16 protein-coding genes and 1 pseudogene are annotated in these 16,739 nt (G+C 67.3%); 12 read left to right on the top strand and 5 right to left on the bottom strand.

Annotation, left to right across the window (positions count from 1 at the left end):
• Positions 1-9: 9 nt before the first annotated feature.
• Positions 10-1,269: an RsmB/NOP family class I SAM-dependent RNA methyltransferase gene (locus AC1D1T_RS08800; protein ID WP_477991778.1), complete on the top strand. Its 1,260-nt coding sequence runs from the start codon at positions 10-12 to the stop codon at positions 1,267-1,269.
• Between the two features lie 189 nt (positions 1,270-1,458).
• On the top strand, positions 1,459-2,673 hold the full coding sequence (locus AC1D1T_RS08795) for a DesA family fatty acid desaturase (protein ID WP_465114284.1): 1,215 nt from the start codon (positions 1,459-1,461) through the stop codon (positions 2,671-2,673).
• A gap of 191 nt (positions 2,674-2,864) precedes the next feature.
• Here the strand turns inward: AC1D1T_RS08795 and rpmG are convergent, their stop codons facing one another.
• The 3 genes from rpmG to trxB all read right to left on the bottom strand — a co-directional run bounded on the left by rpmG (position 2,865) and on the right by trxB (position 4,415).
• Positions 2,865-3,032, bottom strand: coding sequence for a 50S ribosomal protein L33 (gene rpmG / locus AC1D1T_RS08790; protein ID WP_047507524.1), 168 nt, complete (start codon positions 3,030-3,032; stop codon positions 2,865-2,867).
• A 13-nt stretch (positions 3,033-3,045) separates the two neighbouring features.
• Positions 3,046-3,279 (bottom strand): 50S ribosomal protein L28, encoded by a 234-nt coding sequence (gene rpmB / locus AC1D1T_RS08785; RefSeq protein ID WP_047507526.1) that lies wholly within the window; start codon positions 3,277-3,279, stop codon positions 3,046-3,048.
• A 176-nt stretch (positions 3,280-3,455) separates the two neighbouring features.
• The gene (trxB, locus tag AC1D1T_RS08780; RefSeq protein ID WP_047507528.1) at positions 3,456-4,415 is read right to left on the bottom strand and encodes a thioredoxin-disulfide reductase; all 960 of its coding nucleotides are present in this window, start codon (positions 4,413-4,415) and stop codon (positions 3,456-3,458) included.
• A gap of 202 nt (positions 4,416-4,617) precedes the next feature.
• Between trxB and AC1D1T_RS08775 the strand changes: the two genes are divergently transcribed.
• The 9 genes from AC1D1T_RS08775 to AC1D1T_RS08735 all read left to right on the top strand — a co-directional run bounded on the left by AC1D1T_RS08775 (position 4,618) and on the right by AC1D1T_RS08735 (position 14,477).
• On the top strand, positions 4,618-5,286 hold the full coding sequence (locus tag AC1D1T_RS08775) for a Crp/Fnr family transcriptional regulator (RefSeq protein ID WP_047507530.1): 669 nt from the start codon (positions 4,618-4,620) through the stop codon (positions 5,284-5,286).
• Positions 5,287-5,332: 46 nt separating this feature from the next.
• The gene (locus AC1D1T_RS08770) at positions 5,333-7,729 is read left to right on the top strand and encodes a DNA translocase FtsK (RefSeq protein ID WP_477825497.1); all 2,397 of its coding nucleotides are present in this window, start codon (positions 5,333-5,335) and stop codon (positions 7,727-7,729) included.
• Between the two features lie 25 nt (positions 7,730-7,754).
• On the top strand, positions 7,755-8,369 hold the full coding sequence (lolA, locus tag AC1D1T_RS08765; RefSeq protein WP_477991777.1) for an outer membrane lipoprotein periplasmic chaperone LolA: 615 nt from the start codon (positions 7,755-7,757) through the stop codon (positions 8,367-8,369).
• 9 nt (positions 8,370-8,378) lie between these two features.
• Entirely contained in the window at positions 8,379-9,710 is a 1,332-nt protein-coding gene (locus AC1D1T_RS08760) for a replication-associated recombination protein A (protein ID WP_477825495.1), read from the top strand.
• 218 nt (positions 9,711-9,928) lie between these two features.
• The gene (locus AC1D1T_RS08755) at positions 9,929-10,852 is read left to right on the top strand and encodes a branched-chain amino acid ABC transporter permease (RefSeq protein ID WP_465114194.1); all 924 of its coding nucleotides are present in this window, start codon (positions 9,929-9,931) and stop codon (positions 10,850-10,852) included.
• A gap of 19 nt (positions 10,853-10,871) precedes the next feature.
• Positions 10,872-11,963, top strand: coding sequence for a branched-chain amino acid ABC transporter permease (locus AC1D1T_RS08750; protein WP_477825493.1), 1,092 nt, complete (start codon positions 10,872-10,874; stop codon positions 11,961-11,963).
• Positions 11,964-11,979: 16 nt separating this feature from the next.
• Positions 11,980-12,756: an ABC transporter ATP-binding protein gene (locus AC1D1T_RS08745; RefSeq protein ID WP_465114192.1), complete on the top strand. Its 777-nt coding sequence runs from the start codon at positions 11,980-11,982 to the stop codon at positions 12,754-12,756.
• Between the two features lie 10 nt (positions 12,757-12,766).
• Positions 12,767-13,480: an ABC transporter ATP-binding protein gene (locus tag AC1D1T_RS08740; RefSeq protein ID WP_211191208.1), complete on the top strand. Its 714-nt coding sequence runs from the start codon at positions 12,767-12,769 to the stop codon at positions 13,478-13,480.
• Between the two features lie 130 nt (positions 13,481-13,610).
• Complete coding sequence (locus tag AC1D1T_RS08735; protein WP_477991776.1) at positions 13,611-14,477, top strand: CsgG/HfaB family protein; 867 nt, start codon at positions 13,611-13,613, stop codon at positions 14,475-14,477.
• A 17-nt stretch (positions 14,478-14,494) separates the two neighbouring features.
• Here the strand turns inward: AC1D1T_RS08735 and AC1D1T_RS08730 are convergent, their stop codons facing one another.
• Positions 14,495-15,469, bottom strand: a complete 975-nt coding sequence (locus AC1D1T_RS08730) for a Bug family tripartite tricarboxylate transporter substrate binding protein (protein ID WP_477827966.1) — start codon at positions 15,467-15,469, stop codon at positions 14,495-14,497.
• A gap of 9 nt (positions 15,470-15,478) precedes the next feature.
• A complete protein-coding gene (locus tag AC1D1T_RS08725) occupies positions 15,479-16,516 on the bottom strand; it encodes a CDP-6-deoxy-delta-3,4-glucoseen reductase (protein ID WP_477991775.1) in 1,038 nt (345 codons plus the stop codon).
• A gap of 55 nt (positions 16,517-16,571) precedes the next feature.
• On the opposite strand from AC1D1T_RS08725, the pseudogene AC1D1T_RS08720 reads away from it, so the two are divergent.
• Positions 16,572-16,739: pseudogene (locus AC1D1T_RS08720) on the top strand (SDR family NAD(P)-dependent oxidoreductase); the annotation flags it as partial.

The raw sequence follows: 16,739 nt of genomic DNA, 5'->3' as shown, positions 1-16,739 counted from the left end.
AATCGCGGGATGCATCCCAACGCCCTGCTCGAACTCGCCACTGAACTGTTGCACCGCGTGCTGCGATTCGACACCCCCGCCGACAGCGTCGTGTCGGCCTTCTTCAAGGAACACCGTGCGCTCGGTGCCCGCGAGCGCCACACGCTGGCCGAGACCACCTACACCGTGCTGCGCAAGCGGCTGCTGTTCCAGCACCTGGCCCAGTCGGGCAAGGGCGAGATGGAGCGCCGGCTGGCGCTGCTCGGCTGGCAGGGCAACGAAGGCTTCCTGCGCGCCGCGATGAACGACTTCGAGCAGCACTGGCTGCCCAAGGTGCAGGCGGTGGACGCCGYGGCGCTGCCCGACAAGCTGCGCCACAACCTGCCCGAATGGCTCGCCGAACGGCTGCAGGCCTCGCTCGGCGAGGAGTTCTGGCCGCTGGTGAACAGCCTCAACGAGGGCGCGCCGCTGGACCTGCGCGTCAACACCTTCAAGGCCAAGCGCGAGGACGTGCAGGCGGCGCTGGCCGCCAAGGGCATCGACGCGCAGCCGACGCCGTTCTCGCCGTGGGGCCTGCGGGTCCAGGGCAAGCCGGCGGTGAACAAGCTCGATGTCTTCACCGCGGGCGACGTGGAGGTGCAGGACGAGGGCAGCCAGCTGCTGGCGCTGATCACCGATGCCAAGCGCGGCGAGATGGTGGTGGATTTCTGCGCGGGGGCGGGCGGCAAGACGCTGGCGCTCGGCGCGTCGATGCGCAACACCGGGCGGCTCTACGCCTTCGACACCTCCGGCCACCGGTTGGCGGCGCTGAAGCCGCGGCTCGCGCGCAGCGGGTTGTCGAACGTCTACCCGGTGCAGATCACGCACGAGCGCGACGACCGCATCAAGCGGCTGGCCGGCAAGATCGATCGCGTGCTGGTCGACGCCCCCTGTTCGGGGCTGGGCACGCTGCGCCGCAATCCCGACCTGAAATGGCGCCAGTCGCCGGAATCGGTCGAGGAGCTGCGGGTCAAGCAGACCGCCATCCTCGACAGCGCGGCCCGGTTGCTGAAGCCCGGCGGCCGGCTCGTCTACGCGACCTGCAGCCTGCTGGAGGCCGAGAACGAAGGCATCGCGCAGGCCTTCAGCGAATCGCACGCCCGCGAGTTCACGCCGGTGGATGCGACCGCGGCGCTGGAGAAGGCGCATGCCGGCACGCCGGGCGAACTCGTCACGAACGGTTTCGTGCGTCTCTGGCCGAACCGGCACGCGACCGACGGGTTCTTTGCCGCAGTCTGGGAGCGCCGTTGACGCTGGTGGTGCCGCGGATGTGAGTGAGCGCTGACGGCTGGTGCGTTGATTTCGATCAATGCGCCACCATCTGCGGAACTGAATGGTGCAAACCCCGCTCTTCCATCGGGTTGTTTGTTGGGAGGGCCCCCTACAATGCGGGACCCGTTTCTTGTGTGACGGTGCAAAGGCGCTTTGATGAATCTGTTGATGACGGTCTGGGATGCTCTGGTGAACTGGCTGGCAAACGGCCTGGTCGAAACCACGTGGTGGCAAATTGTCATCATTGCGCTGGTTCTGACCCACATCACGATCGCATCCGTCACGATCTTCCTGCACCGCTCGCAAGCACACCGATCGCTCGATCTGCATGCGGCACCCTCGCACTTCTTCCGGCTGTGGCTGTGGCTGACGACCGGCATGGTGACCAAGGAGTGGGTCGCGATCCACCGCAAGCACCACGCGAAGTGCGAAACCCAGGAAGACCCGCACAGCCCGGTCGCCCACGGCATCAAGACCGTTCTGTTCACCGGCAGCGAGTTGTACCGCGCTGAAGCCAAGAACCAGGAGACGCTCTCCAAGTACGGCCACAACACGCCGGACGACTGGATCGAGCGCAACCTCTACACCCGCTACAGCTGGCAGGGCGTCGGCGTGATGCTGATCATCAACCTGACGCTGTTCGGCGCGATCGGCGCGACGATCTGGGCGATCCAGATGGCGTGGATCCCGATCACGGCTGCCGGCATCATCAATGGTCTCGGCCACTGGTGGGGCTACCGCAATTTCGAAGCGGTCGACGCCAGCACCAACATCTCGCCGTGGGGCATCATCATCGGCGGTGAGGAGTTGCACAACAACCACCACACCTACCCGACCTCGGCCAAGCTGTCGGTCAAGAAGTACGAGTTCGACATCGGCTGGGCCTACATCCGTGGGCTCGAGATGCTGGGCCTGGCCAAGGTCCGCAAGACGCCGCCGATGCTGCGCCTGGGCGACGTGAGGCCGGTCGCCGACTCGAAGACGCTGGAGGCGATCATCGCCAACCGCTACGAGGTGATGGCCAAGTACGCCGGCGGCCTGCGCGACGCCTGCCGTGCCGAGGTCAAGCGCCTGAAGGCCGAGGGCGTTGCCGCCGGCAGTGCCAAGCTGGCCAACATGCGCCTGGCGCGCCGCTGGCTGCACCGCGACGAGGACAAGATCCCGCATCACGTGAAGGCCCAGGTGGCGAGCGTCTGTGCCGACAGCCCGTCGCTGTCGAAGCTGGTGACGATGCGCGAAGAGTTGCGCCAGCTCTGGACCCGCACCAATGTGTCGGCCGAGCAGCTGGTGATCGACCTGCAGGCCTGGTGCAAGAAGGCCGAGGAGAGCGGGATCGCCGCGCTGCAGGAGTTTGCGGTCAAGCTGCGCGCTGCGCACGCCTGACGGCTTCGGTTTCCCCCGTTCGACCAAGAGCCCGCTTTTCGAGCGGGCTTTTTTGTGGGTGGCGATTCCCGGATTGGCATCCGGGCTGCACGACTCGCAGTCCGGATGCCAATCCGGGGTTCAGCGCCAAGCCGACAACAAAAAACCCGCCGGGCCTGCGCCGAGCGGGTTTCTGGTGAAGCGAGGCCGAATTACTTCAGCTTCATTTCCTTGTACATCACGTGCTTGCGAGCCTTCGGATCGAACTTCATGATCTCGAGCTTCTCGGGCGTCGTCTTCTTGTTCTTGTCGGTCGTGTAGAAGTGACCGGTGCCGGCTGACGATTCCAGCTTGATCTTTTCGCGTCCACCTTTTGCCATGATCAGCTCCTAATCAGAGTGCGCCGCGGGCGCGCAGATCCGCGACCACTTGCTCGATGCCGACCTTGTCGATCAGACGCAGTGCTGCGTTCGTGATGCGCAGGCGGACCCAGCGGTTTTCGGTTTCCAGCCAGAAGCGGCGGTACTGCAGGTTCGGCAGGAAACGACGCTTGGTCCGGTTGTTGGCGTGGGAAACATTGTTTCCCACCATCGGGCCCTTACCCGTTACTTGACAGACGCGTGCCATGACGCTTCTCCACTTGAATCTCGTTTCAGGAGTGGCACACAGAGCAGGCCTCGGATGAGGACATCGCTTTGGCTTGGTGGGTGCCTCTTCGAAAGCGGAGGCAGGCGCTTCAATGAAATGCCTGCCGCTTTCGGCAAAGACCGCGATTATAGCCAGCTTTTTGGACAGGCGCCAGTTCAGGCCGCACCCTGCTCCAGGAAGCGCTGCGCGTCCAGGGCGGCCATGCAGCCGGTGCCGGCGCTGGTGATGGCCTGGCGGTAGACGTGATCCTGCACGTCGCCGGCGGCGAACACGCCCGGCACGGTGGTCATCGTCGCGAAGCCGCCCAGGCCGCTGCGCGTGACGATGTAGCCGTCCTTCATCTCGAGCTGGCCCTTGAAGATGTCGGTGTTGGGCTGGTGGCCGATCGCGATGAAGCAGCCCTTGAGCGTCAGGTCGTTGGTGCGGCCGTCCTGCGTGCTCTTCAGCCGCACGCCGGTCACGCCCGACGCGTCGCCCAGCACTTCATCGAGCGTCTGCCACAGGTGCAGCTCCATCTTGCCGGCCTTGACCTTCTCGGCCACCTTGTCGATCAGGATGGCCTCGGCGCGGAACTTGTCGCGGCGGTGGATCAGGTGCACCTTGCGGGCGATGTTCGACAGGTACAGCGCTTCCTCGACCGCGGTGTTGCCGCCGCCGACCACGCAGACATCCTGGTCGCGGTAGAAGAAGCCGTCGCAGGTGGCGCAGCCGCTGACGCCGCGGCCCATGAAGGCTTCTTCCGACGGCAGGCCGATGTACTTGGCCGAGGCGCCGGTGCAGATGATCAGCGCGTCACAGGTGTAGGTGTTGGAATCGCCCTTCAGCGTGAACGGGCGTTTCGAGAAATCGACCTGGTTGATGTGGTCGAACACGATCTCGGTGTTGAAGCGCTCGGCATGCTGCAGGAAGCGCTGCATCAGGTCCGGTCCTTGCACGCCCATCACGTCGGCCGGCCAGTTGTCGACCTCGGTCGTCGTCATCAGCTGCCCGCCTTGCGCGATGCCGGTCACCAGCATCGGCTTCAGGTTGGCGCGGGCCGCGTAGATGGCGGCGGTGTAGCCGGCCGGGCCGGAGCCAAGAATGAGGACCTGGGCGTGCTTGGGGGTGCTGTTCATGAAGAAGCTCGACGGAAAACAGGTGGGCGCGCGTGGCGCAAAGGCAGCGGAATGACGGTCAACTGGCAGAAAAACGCCGCCGAGTCTGACATGGGGTTGACTCCGGCTGGTGTCAATCTGCGTAATGGTGACAATAGCGAAATTGTAGGAACTGTGAGTTTTTCACGTTTGCCGACAACCACCCCACACAGGAGGAAGTTCGATGGCCATGTTGTCCAATCTTGACCTCATTCGGCGCGTACCGCTGTTCTCGATGCTCACCAACGAGCAGGCGACGGCGATCGCCGACAGCGTCGTCAAGCGCCGCTTCCGCCGCGGTGAAATCGTCGTGGAGCATGGCAAGAAGTCGAATGCCCTCTTCATCCTGCTGACCGGCCGCGCCCGCGTGCTCACGTCCGATTCGCGCGGCCGCGAGGTCATCCTCGCGGTGCTGCAGCCGGGCGACTACGTCGGCGAGATGAGCCTGATCGACAACGAGCCGCACTCGGCCACCGTCCGGGCCGAGGTGCAGACCGACATGCTGATCCTCGGCCGCGCCGAGTTCGCACGCTGCCTGCCGGAGAACTCCAGCCTGTCGTACGCGATCATGCGCGGCCTGGTGTCGCGCCTGCGCAGCGCCGACCGCCAGATCGAGTCGCTCGCGCTGCTCGACGTCTACGGCCGGGTCGCGCGTTCGCTGCTCGACATGTCCGAGGACGACGGCGACGTGAAGATCATCCGCAACAAGGTGTCGCGCCAGGACCTGGCGAAGATCGTCGGCGCCTCGCGCGAGATGGTCAGCCGCGTGATGAAGGACCTCGAGGACCGCGGCATCGTCGAGACGCAGGAAAACGGCTCCGTCATCATCAAGGAGCGCCTGACGAGCGGTTGATCGACCACCCCGAGGGCGCTGCGGCGCGATCGGCCACAATCGCCGGATGACTTTTCCGCTCGGATCGCTTCGTGCCGACGGCGGCGCTGCCGCACCGAACCATGCCGCCCCGTCCGCCCAGGGCCAGGGTGGCACCTACACCCGCTCGGGCCCGGCGGGCAGTGACGCTGACGCCGACCGCGCCGGCCTGCGCACCCAGCTCGCGGTGCTGATCGGCGGCGCGCTGTGGCTGCTGGCCGTGCTGGCGCTGGCCACGCACCAGGCCGCCGACAGTGCGTTCTCCACCTCCGGCACCGCCGCCGCGGCGCTGAACAAGGCCGGCACGCTGGGCGCCTGGTTCTCCGACATCGCGTTCGTCGTGTTCGGCTACTCGGCCTGGTGGTTGGTCGCGATCGCGGCGCGCGCGTGGCTCTCGGCGCTGGCCCGGCTGCTGCGACATGGCGAGGATCCGGCTGCTCCCCGCGACAAGCGCCGGCCCGTCTGGGTTCTCTGGGTCGGCGTGCTGCTGCTGATGGCGGCCAGCACCGCACTCGAATGGACGCGGCTCTACCAGTGGGAATCGTTCGTCGCCGGCGGCCATGCCGGCGGCGTGCTCGGCTACCTGCTCGGTCCGGCCAGCATGAAATTGCTCGGCTTTGCCGGCTCCGGCGTGCTGTGGATCGCGATGCTGGTGGCCGGCAGCGCACTTGCATTTGGTTTCTCTTGGGTGCGCCTGGCCGAACGCATCGGCGCCTGGGTCGATTCGCTGCGCGAGCGCCGTGTCGAGCGCATCGAGCGCGCCGAAGACCACCGCCTGGGCGAACAGGCGCTGCGCGAGCGCGAGCACATCGTCGAGGTCGAGCACCAGCTGGCCGAGGACCACGCGCCGATCGTCATCGAGACGCCGGTCGTCGAGGTGCCGAAGTCGGAGCGCGTCGTCAAGGAGCGCCAGAAGCCGCTCTTCACCGAACTGACCGACACCAAGCTGCCCCAGGTCGACCTGCTCGACGCCGCGCCTGGCCGCATGGAGACGGTGACGCCCGAGACGCTCGAGATGACCTCGCGGCTGATCGAGAAGAAGCTGAAGGACTTCGGCGTCGAGGTGCGCGTGGTGGCCGCCTCGCCGGGCCCGGTGATCACGCGCTACGAGATCGAGCCGGCCACTGGCGTGAAGGGCTCGCAGGTCGTCAACCTCGCGAAGGACCTGGCGCGCTCGCTGAGCCTGGTCAGCATCCGCGTCGTCGAGACGATCCCCGGCAAGAACTACATGGCGCTGGAGCTGCCGAACGCGAAGCGGCAGACGATCCGGCTGTCCGAGATCCTCGGCTCGCAGGTCTACAACGATGCGTCGTCGCAGCTGACGATGGGCCTGGGCAAGGACATCGTCGGCGGCCCGGTGGTGGCCGATCTCGCGAAGATGCCGCACTGCCTGGTGGCCGGCACCACCGGCTCGGGCAAGTCGGTGGGCATCAACGCGATGATCCTGAGCCTGCTGTACAAGGCCGAGGCGCGGGACGTCCGGCTGATCCTGATCGATCCGAAGATGCTCGAGATGAGCGTCTACGAAGGCATCCCGCACCTGCTGGCGCCGGTGGTCACCGACATGAAGCACGCGGCCAACGCGCTGAACTGGTGCGTCGGCGAGATGGAGCGGCGCTACAAGCTGATGAGCAAGCTGGGCGTGCGCAACCTGAGCGGCTACAACAAGAAGATCGCCGATGCCGCCGAACGCGGCGAGACGCTCGGCAACCCGTTTAGCCTGACGCCCGAGCAGCCCGAGCCGCTGGAGCGCCTGCCGTTCGTCGTGGTGGTGATCGACGAGCTGGCCGACCTGATGATGGTGGTCGGCAAGAAGATCGAGGAGCTGATCGCCCGCCTCGCGCAGAAGGCGCGCGCGGCCGGCATCCACCTGATCCTCGCGACGCAGCGGCCGAGCGTCGACGTGATCACCGGCCTGATCAAGGCCAACATCCCGACGCGCCTGTCGTTCCAGGTCAGCAGCAAGATCGACAGCCGCACCATCCTCGACCAGATGGGCGCCGAGGCGCTGCTCGGCATGGGCGACATGCTGTACATGCCCTCGGGCACCGGCCTGCCGATCCGCGTGCACGGCGCCTACGTCAGCGACGAAGAGGTGCACCGCGTCGTCAAGTACCTGAAGGAGCAGGGCGAGCCGAACTACATCGAGGGCATCCTCGAGGGCGGCACGCTCGACACCGAAGGCGGCGATGCCGCGCCGGGTGCCGCAGGCGAAGGCGGCGGCGAGGCCGACCCGATGTACGACCAGGCGGTCGGCATCGTGCTGCAGCACCGGCGCGCGTCGATCTCGCTGGTGCAGCGCCACCTGCGCATCGGCTACAACCGCGCGGCCCGGCTGCTGGAACAAATGGAGAAATCCGGGCTCGTAACTGCCATGTCCACCAACGGCAACCGCGACATCGTCGTGCCCAATCGTGATGAATGATGCGATGACTGACCGCCCCCGCCGCATGAAGACGGTTCGTTCACTGGTGGCGCTGCTGCTTGCCACCGCGGCCGCCGCGGCCCACGCCGACGCGGTCGACACGCTGCGCGAGTTCGTGCGCGACGTGAAGAGCGGCAAGGCCGCGTTCACGCAGACCGTCACCGCGCCCGACGGCGTCAAGAAGAAGAACTCCAGCGGCACCTTCGAGTTCGCGCGCCCGAACCGCTTCCGCTTCGCCTACGCGAAGCCGGTCAACCAGCTGATCGTGGCCGATGGGCAGAAGGTCTGGATCTACGACGCCGACCTGAACCAGGCCAGCTCGCGCAAGCTGACGCAGGCGCTCGGCGCGACGCCGGCCGCGCTGCTGGCCGGCGGCTCGCTCGAGAAGGACTTCGAGCTCGCGCCGCTGCCCGACAAGGACGGCCTGTCGTGGGTGCTGGCGACGCCGAAGGCCAAGGACAGCGCGTTCCAGGCGGTGCGCGTCGGCTTCAAGGCGAAAGACCTGGCCGCGATCGAGATCACCGACGGCTTCGGCCAGCGCTCGCTGCTGCAGTTCAACGGTTTCGCGGCGAACGCGGCGATCACACCCGACAGCTTCGTCTTCACCGTGCCGAAGGGTGCGGACCTGATCGAGCAGTGATCATTCACGATGGCCGAGCAGCAATTGCCCTTCTTCGATGAAGCCGAGGCCGACCGCCAGGCGCCGCTCGCTGAACGGCTTCGCCCGCGCACGCTGAACGAGGTGATCGGCCAGCAGCAGCTGCTCGGCGAGGGCAAGCCGCTGCGCGTCGCGTTCGAATCGGGCCGGCTGCATTCGATGATCCTGTGGGGGCCGCCGGGCGTCGGCAAGACGACGCTGGCGCGGCTGATGTCGGATGCGTTCGATGCGCAGTTCATCGCGATCTCGGCGGTGCTCGGCGGCGTGAAGGACATCCGCGAGGCCGTCGAGCGCGCCAATGCGGCCCGCACGAGCGGCCGGCGCACGGTGGTGTTCGTCGACGAGGTGCACCGCTTCAACAAGGCGCAGCAGGATGCCTTCCTGCCGCACGTCGAATCGGGCCTGTTCACCTTCATCGGCGCGACCACCGAGAACCCGTCGTTCGAGGTCAACTCGGCGCTGCTGTCGCGTGCCACGGTGCATGTGCTGAAGAGCCTGGACGATGCCGACATGGCCACGCTGCTCGAGCGCGCCCGCGCGCTGCTGGCAGCGCCGCCGATGAGCGAGGCGGCGGCGAAGCGGCTGATCGGCTATGCCGACGGCGACGCCCGGCGCCTGCTGAACGCCTACGAGAACCTGGTGCGCATGGTCGGCACCGCGGCCGAGCTCGACGAGGCCCAGCTCGAGAAATCGCTCGGCGAGCAGCTGCGCCGCTACGACAAGGGCGGCGAGCAGTTCTACGACACGATCTCGGCGCTGCACAAATCCGTGCGCGGCAGCGACCCCGATGCGTCGCTGTACTGGTTCGTGCGCATGCTCGACGGCGGCGTCGACCCGCGCTATGCGGCGCGCCGCCTGGTGCGCATGGCCAGCGAGGACATCGGCCTGGCCGATCCGCGCGCGCTGCGCATGACGCTCGACGCGGCCGAGACCTACGAGCGCCTGGGCTCGCCCGAAGGGGAGCTGGCGCTCGCGCAGGCGGTGGTGTTCCTCGCGATGGCGCCGAAGTCGAACGCCGTCTACGCCGCCTACAAGGCGGTGCGCAGCTTCATCCAGCAGGACGGCACCCGCCCGGTGCCGCTGCACCTGCGCAACGCACCGACAAAGCTCATGAAGGACCTCGACTACGGGCGCGAGTACCGCTATGCGCACGACGAAGAGGGCGGTTTCGCGGCTGGCGAGCGTTACTGGCCCGACGATATGGAAACGCCTCGCTTCTACGAACCCGTGCCGCGCGGCCTGGAACTGCGTATCGGAGAGCGCCTGCAGGAACTGCGCCGGATGAACGAGGAGTCCAGCAGGAAACGCGGCAGATCCGGGTAAACGCCGAGACTTGTTCTGTTCCGCCCGGGTAACCGAGGCCTGTTTTAGCGGTGAGCGCCCTCTAGAATCCGCCGCCACCGCGTCATTTAGGTGCAGCGCAACCCGCCAGATAGCCACGGCGGGCTTTTTGCTACAGGGAACGGTGGCTGGCTTCGCGCGGCAGCTGTTCTTTGATTCGACAAGGCTGCCGCCTTGGATTTCCGCAGGAGACTTTTCACATGGATACCTTCATCCAGCAGGTCATCAACGGTCTGGTGCTGGGCAGCGTGTATGCGCTGGTCGCACTGGGCTACACGATGGTCTACGGCATCATCAACCTGATCAATTTCGCGCACGGTGAGGTGCTGATGGTGGGTGCGCTCACCAGTTGGACGGTCGTCACGGCGCTGGCCGGCACCGGCCTGCCGGGCTGGCTGCTGATGCTGATCTCGCTGATCGCCGCCATCGTGGTGTGCTCGGCGCTCAACTTCACGATCGAGAAGGTGGCCTACCGGCCGCTGCGCACCGCGCCGCGGCTCGCGCCGCTGATCACCGCGATGGGCATGTCGCTGCTGCTGCAGACGCTCGCGATGATCATCTGGAAGCCGAACTACAAGTCGTACCCGATCCTGCTGCCGAGCGAGCCCTTCTTCATCGGCGGTGCGGTGATCAACACCGTGCAGATCCTGATCCTGGTCGTCACCGCGATCACGCTGGCCGGGCTGATGTACCTCGTGAACCGCACCAAGCTGGGCCGCGCGATGCGCGCCACCGCCGAGAACCCGCGCGTGGCGAGCCTGATGGGCGTCAAGCCCGACACCGTGATCTCGGCCACCTTCATCATCGGTGCCGCGCTCGCCGCGCTGGCCGGCGTGATGTACGCGGCCAACTACGGCTCGGTGCAGCACTCGATGGGCTTCCTGCCGGGGCTGAAGGCCTTCACGGCCGCGGTGTTCGGCGGCATCGGCAACCTGGCCGGCGCGATGGTCGGCGGCGTGGCGCTCGGCGTGATCGAGTCGCTCGGCGCCGGCTACATCGGCGACCTGACCGGCGACGTGCTGGGCAGCCACTACCAGGACATCTTCGCCTTCATCGTGCTGATCCTCGTGCTGACGCTGCGCCCGAAGGGCCTGCTGGGCGAACGTGTCGCCGACCGCGCCTGATCGCACAAGGAATCCCACCATGAACCTCAGAGACAACAAGATCGGGACCTGGATCGCCGCGGCCATCGTGCTGGCGATCGCGCCCTTCATCGCGCAGTACTTCGGCAATGCCTGGGTGCGCATCCTCGACATCGCGCTGCTGTACGTGCTGCTCGCGCTCGGCCTGAACATCGTGGTCGGCTACGCCGGCCTGCTGGACCTGGGCTATGTCGCGTTCTACGCGGTCGGCGCCTACCTGTTCGGCCTGCTCGCGTCGCCGCAGCTGGCCGAGACCTTCCCGCGCATCGCCGAGATGTTCCCGGGCGGACTGCACACGCCGTGGTGGCTCGCGATCCCGATCGGCGCGCTGGTGGCCGGCATCTTCGGCGTGGTGCTGGGTGCGCCGACGCTGAAGCTGCGCGGCGACTACCTCGCGATCGTCACGCTCGGCTTCGGCGAAATCATCCGCGTGTTCATGAACAACCTGGATGCGCCGGTCAACATCACCAACGGCCCGAAGGGGCTGGCGCAGATCGATTCGTTCAACTTCCTCGGCTACGACCTCGGCAAGCGGCACAGCCTGTTCGGCGTGATCGACCTGCCGCCGGTCACGAGCTACTACTTCTTCTTCCTGGCGCTGGTGGTGCTCAGCGTGCTGATCTGCTACCGGCTCGAGCGCTCGCGCATCGGCCGCGCGTGGATGGCGATCCGCGAGGACGAGATCGCGGCCAAGGCGATGGGCATCAACACCCGCAACCTGAAGCTGCTGGCGTTCGGCATGGGCGCCACCTTCGGCGGCGTGTCGGGCGTGCTGTTCTCGACCTTCCAGGGCTTCATCTCGCCGGAATCGTTCAGCCTGCAGGAGTCGGTGATGATCGTCGCGATGGTGGTGCTGGGCGGCATCGGCCACATCCCGGGCGTGATCCTCGGCGCGCTGCTGCTGTCGGCGCTGCCCGAAGTGCTGCGCTACGTGGCCGGCCCGCTGCAGAACATGACCGACGGCCGGCTCGACGCGGCCATCCTGCGCCAGCTGCTGATCGCGCTGGCGATGATCGCCATCATGTTGTCGCGCCCGCGGGGCCTGTGGCCTTCGCCGGAGCACGGCAAGGCGGCTCCCGTCCCGACCAAATAACAACAAGGAGCTCCGCATGGCAGAAACTGTTCTCAAGGTCAGTGGCGTCTCCAAGCGCTTCGGCGGCCTGCAAGCGCTCTCCGATGTCGGCATCTCGATCGAGGCCGGCCAGGTGTATGGCCTGATCGGCCCCAACGGCGCCGGCAAGACGACCTTCTTCAACGTGCTGACCGGGCTGTACACGCCCGACGCCGGCAGCTTCGAGCTGGGCGGCAAGCCCTACCAGCCGACCGCGGTGCACGAGGTGGCGAAGGCCGGCATCGCGCGCACCTTCCAGAACATCCGGCTGTTCGCCGAGATGACGGCACTCGAGAACGTGATGGTGGGCCGCCACGTGCGCACCGGCTCGGGCCTGATCGGCGCGGTGTTCCGCACCAGCGGCTTCAAGGCCGAGGAGGCCGCGATCGCCAAGCGTGCGCAGGAGCTGCTCGACTATGTCGGCATCGGCAAGTACGCCGAGTTCAAGGCCCGCACGCTGAGCTACGGCGACCAGCGCCGGCTGGAGATCGCCCGCGCGCTCGCCACCGACCCGAAGCTGATCGCGCTCGACGAGCCGGCCGCCGGCATGAACGCGACCGAGAAGGTCGTGCTGCGCGAGCTGATCGACCGCATCCGCAACGACGGCCGCACGATCCTGCTGATCGAGCACGACGTGAAGCTGGTGATGGGCCTGTGCGATCGCGTCACCGTGCTCGACTACGGCAAGCAGATCGCCGAAGGCACGCCGGCCGACGTGCAACGCAACGAAAAGGTGATCGAGGCCTACCTCGGCGCCGGACACAAGGCCCACTGAGGACGCCCACATGGCAACAACATTGTTGAAAGTTTCGGGCCTCAAGGTCGCCTACGGCGGCATCCAGGCCGTCAAGGGCGTGTCGTTCGAGGTGAACGAAGGCGAGCTGGTCAGCCTGATCGGTGCCAACGGCGCCGGCAAGACGACGACGCTGAAGGCCGTGACCGGCCTGCAGCCGGTGGCCGCCGGCGACATCGAATTCCTCGGCAAGCCGATCAAGGGGCAGGGGCCGTGGGACCTGGTCAAGCAGGGCCTGGTGATGGTGCCGGAGGGCCGCGGCACCTTCACGCGGATGACGATCACCGAGAACCTGCAGATGGGCGCCTTCGTGCGCAAGGACAAGGAGGTCGAGGCCGACATCGAGAAGGTGTTCGCGATCTTCCCGCGCCTGAAGGAGCGCCGCAACCAGCTGGCCGGCACGATGTCGGGCGGCGAGCAGCAGATGCTCGCGATGGGCCGCGCGCTGATGGCCAAGCCGAAGGTGCTGTTGCTGGACGAGCCATCGATGGGACTGTCGCCGATCATGGTCGACAAGATCTTCGAGGTGGTGGCTGACATCCACAGCCGCGGCACCACGGTGCTGCTGGTCGAGCAGAACGCGAGCCGGGCGCTGCAGCTGGCCAACCGCGGCTACGTGATGGAGTCGGGCGAGGTCACGATGGACGGCGACGCGAAGGCGCTGCTGGACGACCCGAAAGTGCGCGCCGCCTATCTGGGCGAGTGAGCCGCGGAGTGAGCCGCGAAGGGGCAAGAACCACCCGCTTGGGTGGTTCCTCTGCAGGGGGCGCGTTCCTATACTGGCCGGCACAAAACGGCCCGGGACCAGGGCCGCGCCAACCCCTAGGAGTTCTTCCATGCAAGCCACCCTGCGCCCGTCCGGCCTGACCGGTCTGTCCCTTGTCGCCGTCGCCACCGCCGCGCTGCTCAGCRCCTGCGGTTCCACCATGCCGACGATGGGCGAGAACAAGGGCACCGTGTCGGGCGCTGCCGGTGGCGGCACGGCCGAGAACAACAACAGCCAGCTCGAGAAGTGCCCCGAATCGCTGGGCACGCTGGCCGTGCAGGAAGACACCACCGCGCCCTGGTACTACCAGCTGCGCCAGCACCAGCTCGGCTCCACCATCCCGGTGCTGCGCCTGATGGTGCAGCAGAGCAACTGCTTCGTGATCGTCGAGCGCGGCGGTGCGATGAACAACATGATGAAGGAGCGCTCGCTGGAGCAAAGCGGCGAAGTGCGCGCCAACAGCAACTTCGGCAAGGGCCAGATGGTCGCGGCCGACTACACGATGAGTCCGGCGATCCAGTTCTCGGGCAAAACCGGCGGCGGCGGCGGCTTCCTCGGCGGCGGCGGGCTGGGCCTGCTGGGCGCCGTGGCCGGCAACGTGAGCCGCAATGAAGCGTCGACGACGCTGCTGCTGATCGACAACCGCTCGGGCGTGCAGATCTCGGCCGCCGAAGGCACCGCGAAGAACTTCGACTTCGGCATGTTCGGCGCCGCCTTCACCGGCGGGCTGGTCGGCGGTGGCGGCGGCTACGCGAACACGCCGCAGGGCAAGGTGGTCGTGGCCGCGTTCGCCGATTCGTTCAACCAGATGGTGAAGTCGCTGCGCAACTACAAGGCGCAGACCGTCAAGGGCGGCCTGGGCACCGGCGGCCGCCTGGGCGTGGATGGCGGCACGACGCCGGCATCGCAGCCGCAGGCTCCTGCAAAGAAGAAGTAAACCGGGCGCCGAGGGCTTCAGTCGACTTTCGCGCCTGAGGCCTTCACCACCTGCTCGTACTTCGCACGTTCGCGCTTGACGAACGCGCCGAACTGCTCCGGCGTGCTCGGCATCGGCTCGGCCATCAGGCTCGCGAAGCGCGCCTTGATGTCGGGCGATGCGAGCGCGTCGGTGAACGCCTTGTTCATCTTGCGCGTCACGTCGGCCGGCAGGCCGGCCGGGCCGAACAGGCCGAACCAGGTGTTCACGTCGAAGCGCGCGAGCCCGCCGCCCGCTTCGGCGATGGTCGGCACCTCGGGCATCGCGCTCGAGCGCGCCGTGGTCGTGACGGCCAGCGCGCGCAGCTTGCCGGCCTTGATGTTGGTCGACGCGGTCGCCAGGTTGTCGAAGTTGAGGTCGACCTGGCCCGACAGCAACGCGAGCTGCGCCGGGTTGCCGCCCGAGTACGGGATGTGGACCATGAAGACGCCGGCCTGTGCCTTGAACATCTCTCCGGCCAGGTGCCCCGCGCTGCCGTTGCCGCCGGAGCCGTAGTTCAGCTTGCCGGGGTTCTTCTTCGCGTACGCGACCAGGTCGGCCACGCTGCGGATGCCCAGCCGCGTGGCCGTCTCGGCGTTCATCACCAGCACGTTCGGCACCTGCGCGACGCCGGTGATCGGCGTGAAGTCGCGGATCGGGTCGTACGGAATGCGCGCGTAGAGCCACGGGTTGATCGCATGCGTCGCGACCGCGCCCATCACGATCGTCAGCCCGTCGGGCGGCGATTTCGCGACCGCATCGGCGCCGATGTTGCCGCCGGCGCCGGCCTTGTTGTCGACGATCACGAGGCCCAGGCTGTCCTTGACCTTGTCGGCCAGCGCGCGGGCGATCACGTCCAGCGGGCCGCCGGGCGAGTAGGGCACGACGAGCCGGATCGGCTTGCCGGCCTGTGCGAAGGTCGTGGCGGGCAGCGCGGCGGCGCCGAGCAGTGAAAGAAGGTGTCTGCGTTGCATCGAGGGGTCTCAGGCAGGGTGCTTGTCGGCTTCCGACGTGAATGAATCGGCGTAGAACTCTTCGGCGGGCAGGCCGCAGCGGGCCACCAGGTCGCGCTGGGCCGATTCCACCATCACCGGCGCGCCGCAGGCATACACCTGGTGGGCGGACAGGTCGGGCAGGTCGGCCATCAGCGCCTGGTGGACGAAGCCGGTGCGGCCGGTCCAGCCATCATCGGGCTTCGGCTCGGACAGCACCGGCACGTAGCCCAGCCACGGCAGCTCGGCGGCGGCCTGCAGCATCCAGTCGTGCAGGTACAGGTCGGCGCGGCTGCGGCAACCCCAGTAGACGACGGCAGGGCGCTCGTTGCCCTTGAAGCGCAGGTGCTCGACGATGGCCTTGATCGGCGCGAAGCCGGTGCCGCTGGCCAGCAGCACCATCGGCTTGTCGGAATCTTCGCGCAGGAAGAAGCTGCCGAACGGGCCTTCGAGACGCAGGATCTCTTTTTCCTTCATCGCGCCGAACACATGGTCGGTGAACTTGCCGCCCGGCATGTGGCGGATGTGCAGTTCGATGCCGGGCTGCTGCTCCTGCGTGTGCGGCGCGTTGGCCATGCTGTAGCTGCGGCGGCTGCCATCGCGCAGCACGAACTCGACGTACTGGCCGGCGTGGTAGCGCAGGCGGTCATTGGCCGGCAGCTGCAGGTGCAGCACCGCCACGTCGCCGGCCGGCCGCTCGATGCGGTTGACGCGGCACGGCATCTTGCGCACCGGGAACTCGCCGGCGCCGGCGACGGTGCGGGCCTCGAGCACCACGTCGGTCTGCGGTGCGGCGCAGCAGGTCAGCACGAAGCCGGCCTCTTCCTCGGCGTCGCTCAGCGCCTTGGCCTGGTGGGCGCCGTGGATCACGCGGCCTTCGAGCAGCTTGCACTTGCAGGAGCCGCAGGCGCCGTCCTTGCAGCCGTAGGGCAGGCCGATGCCCTGGCGGATCGCTGCCGCGAGGATCGGCTCGTCGCGATCGACCTGGAAACTCGTGCCGCTGGGCTGCACGGTCGCGGTGAAAGTCATGGGGTAACCTGTTGACAGGCCCTAGAAACCAGCCCCCGATTCTGCCCGCGATCCAATGCCCTTCCGCCCGGACCTGCCGACCCGCTTCAAGCGCCCCACCGTGTTGATCGTCGGCTGTGGCGACGTCGGGCAGCGCGTTGCCCGCCTGCTGCAAGGGCGCTGGCGCGTGCTGGCCCTCACGTCGTCGCCTGCGCGCGCGCCGGCGCTGCGCGCGCTCGGGGCG

The organism is Rhizobacter sp. P2_H3 (genome assembly GCF_056403355.1).
The sequence above is the reverse complement of the archived record's forward strand: the minus strand, read 5'-3'. Positions and strand labels throughout refer to the sequence as shown.

Coding starts and splice junctions, on each gene's coding strand:
- AC1D1T_RS08795 (WP_465114284.1), top strand. CDS start 1,459: ATGACGGTCTGGGATGCTCTGGTGAACTGGCTGGCAAACGGCCTGGTC.
- rpmG (WP_047507524.1), bottom strand. CDS start 3,032: ATGGCAAAAGGTGGACGCGAAAAGATCAAGCTGGAATCGTCAGCCGGC.
- rpmB (WP_047507526.1), bottom strand. CDS start 3,279: ATGGCACGCGTCTGTCAAGTAACGGGTAAGGGCCCGATGGTGGGAAAC.
- trxB (WP_047507528.1), bottom strand. CDS start 4,415: ATGAACAGCACCCCCAAGCACGCCCAGGTCCTCATTCTTGGCTCCGGC.
- AC1D1T_RS08775 (WP_047507530.1), top strand. CDS start 4,618: ATGGCCATGTTGTCCAATCTTGACCTCATTCGGCGCGTACCGCTGTTC.
- AC1D1T_RS08770 (WP_477825497.1), top strand. CDS start 5,333: ATGACTTTTCCGCTCGGATCGCTTCGTGCCGACGGCGGCGCTGCCGCA.
- lolA (WP_477991777.1), top strand. CDS start 7,755: ATGAAGACGGTTCGTTCACTGGTGGCGCTGCTGCTTGCCACCGCGGCC.
- AC1D1T_RS08760 (WP_477825495.1), top strand. CDS start 8,379: ATGGCCGAGCAGCAATTGCCCTTCTTCGATGAAGCCGAGGCCGACCGC.
- AC1D1T_RS08755 (WP_465114194.1), top strand. CDS start 9,929: ATGGATACCTTCATCCAGCAGGTCATCAACGGTCTGGTGCTGGGCAGC.
- AC1D1T_RS08750 (WP_477825493.1), top strand. CDS start 10,872: ATGAACCTCAGAGACAACAAGATCGGGACCTGGATCGCCGCGGCCATC.
- AC1D1T_RS08745 (WP_465114192.1), top strand. CDS start 11,980: ATGGCAGAAACTGTTCTCAAGGTCAGTGGCGTCTCCAAGCGCTTCGGC.
- AC1D1T_RS08740 (WP_211191208.1), top strand. CDS start 12,767: ATGGCAACAACATTGTTGAAAGTTTCGGGCCTCAAGGTCGCCTACGGC.
- AC1D1T_RS08730 (WP_477827966.1), bottom strand. CDS start 15,469: ATGCAACGCAGACACCTTCTTTCACTGCTCGGCGCCGCCGCGCTGCCC.
- AC1D1T_RS08725 (WP_477991775.1), bottom strand. CDS start 16,516: ATGACTTTCACCGCGACCGTGCAGCCCAGCGGCACGAGTTTCCAGGTC.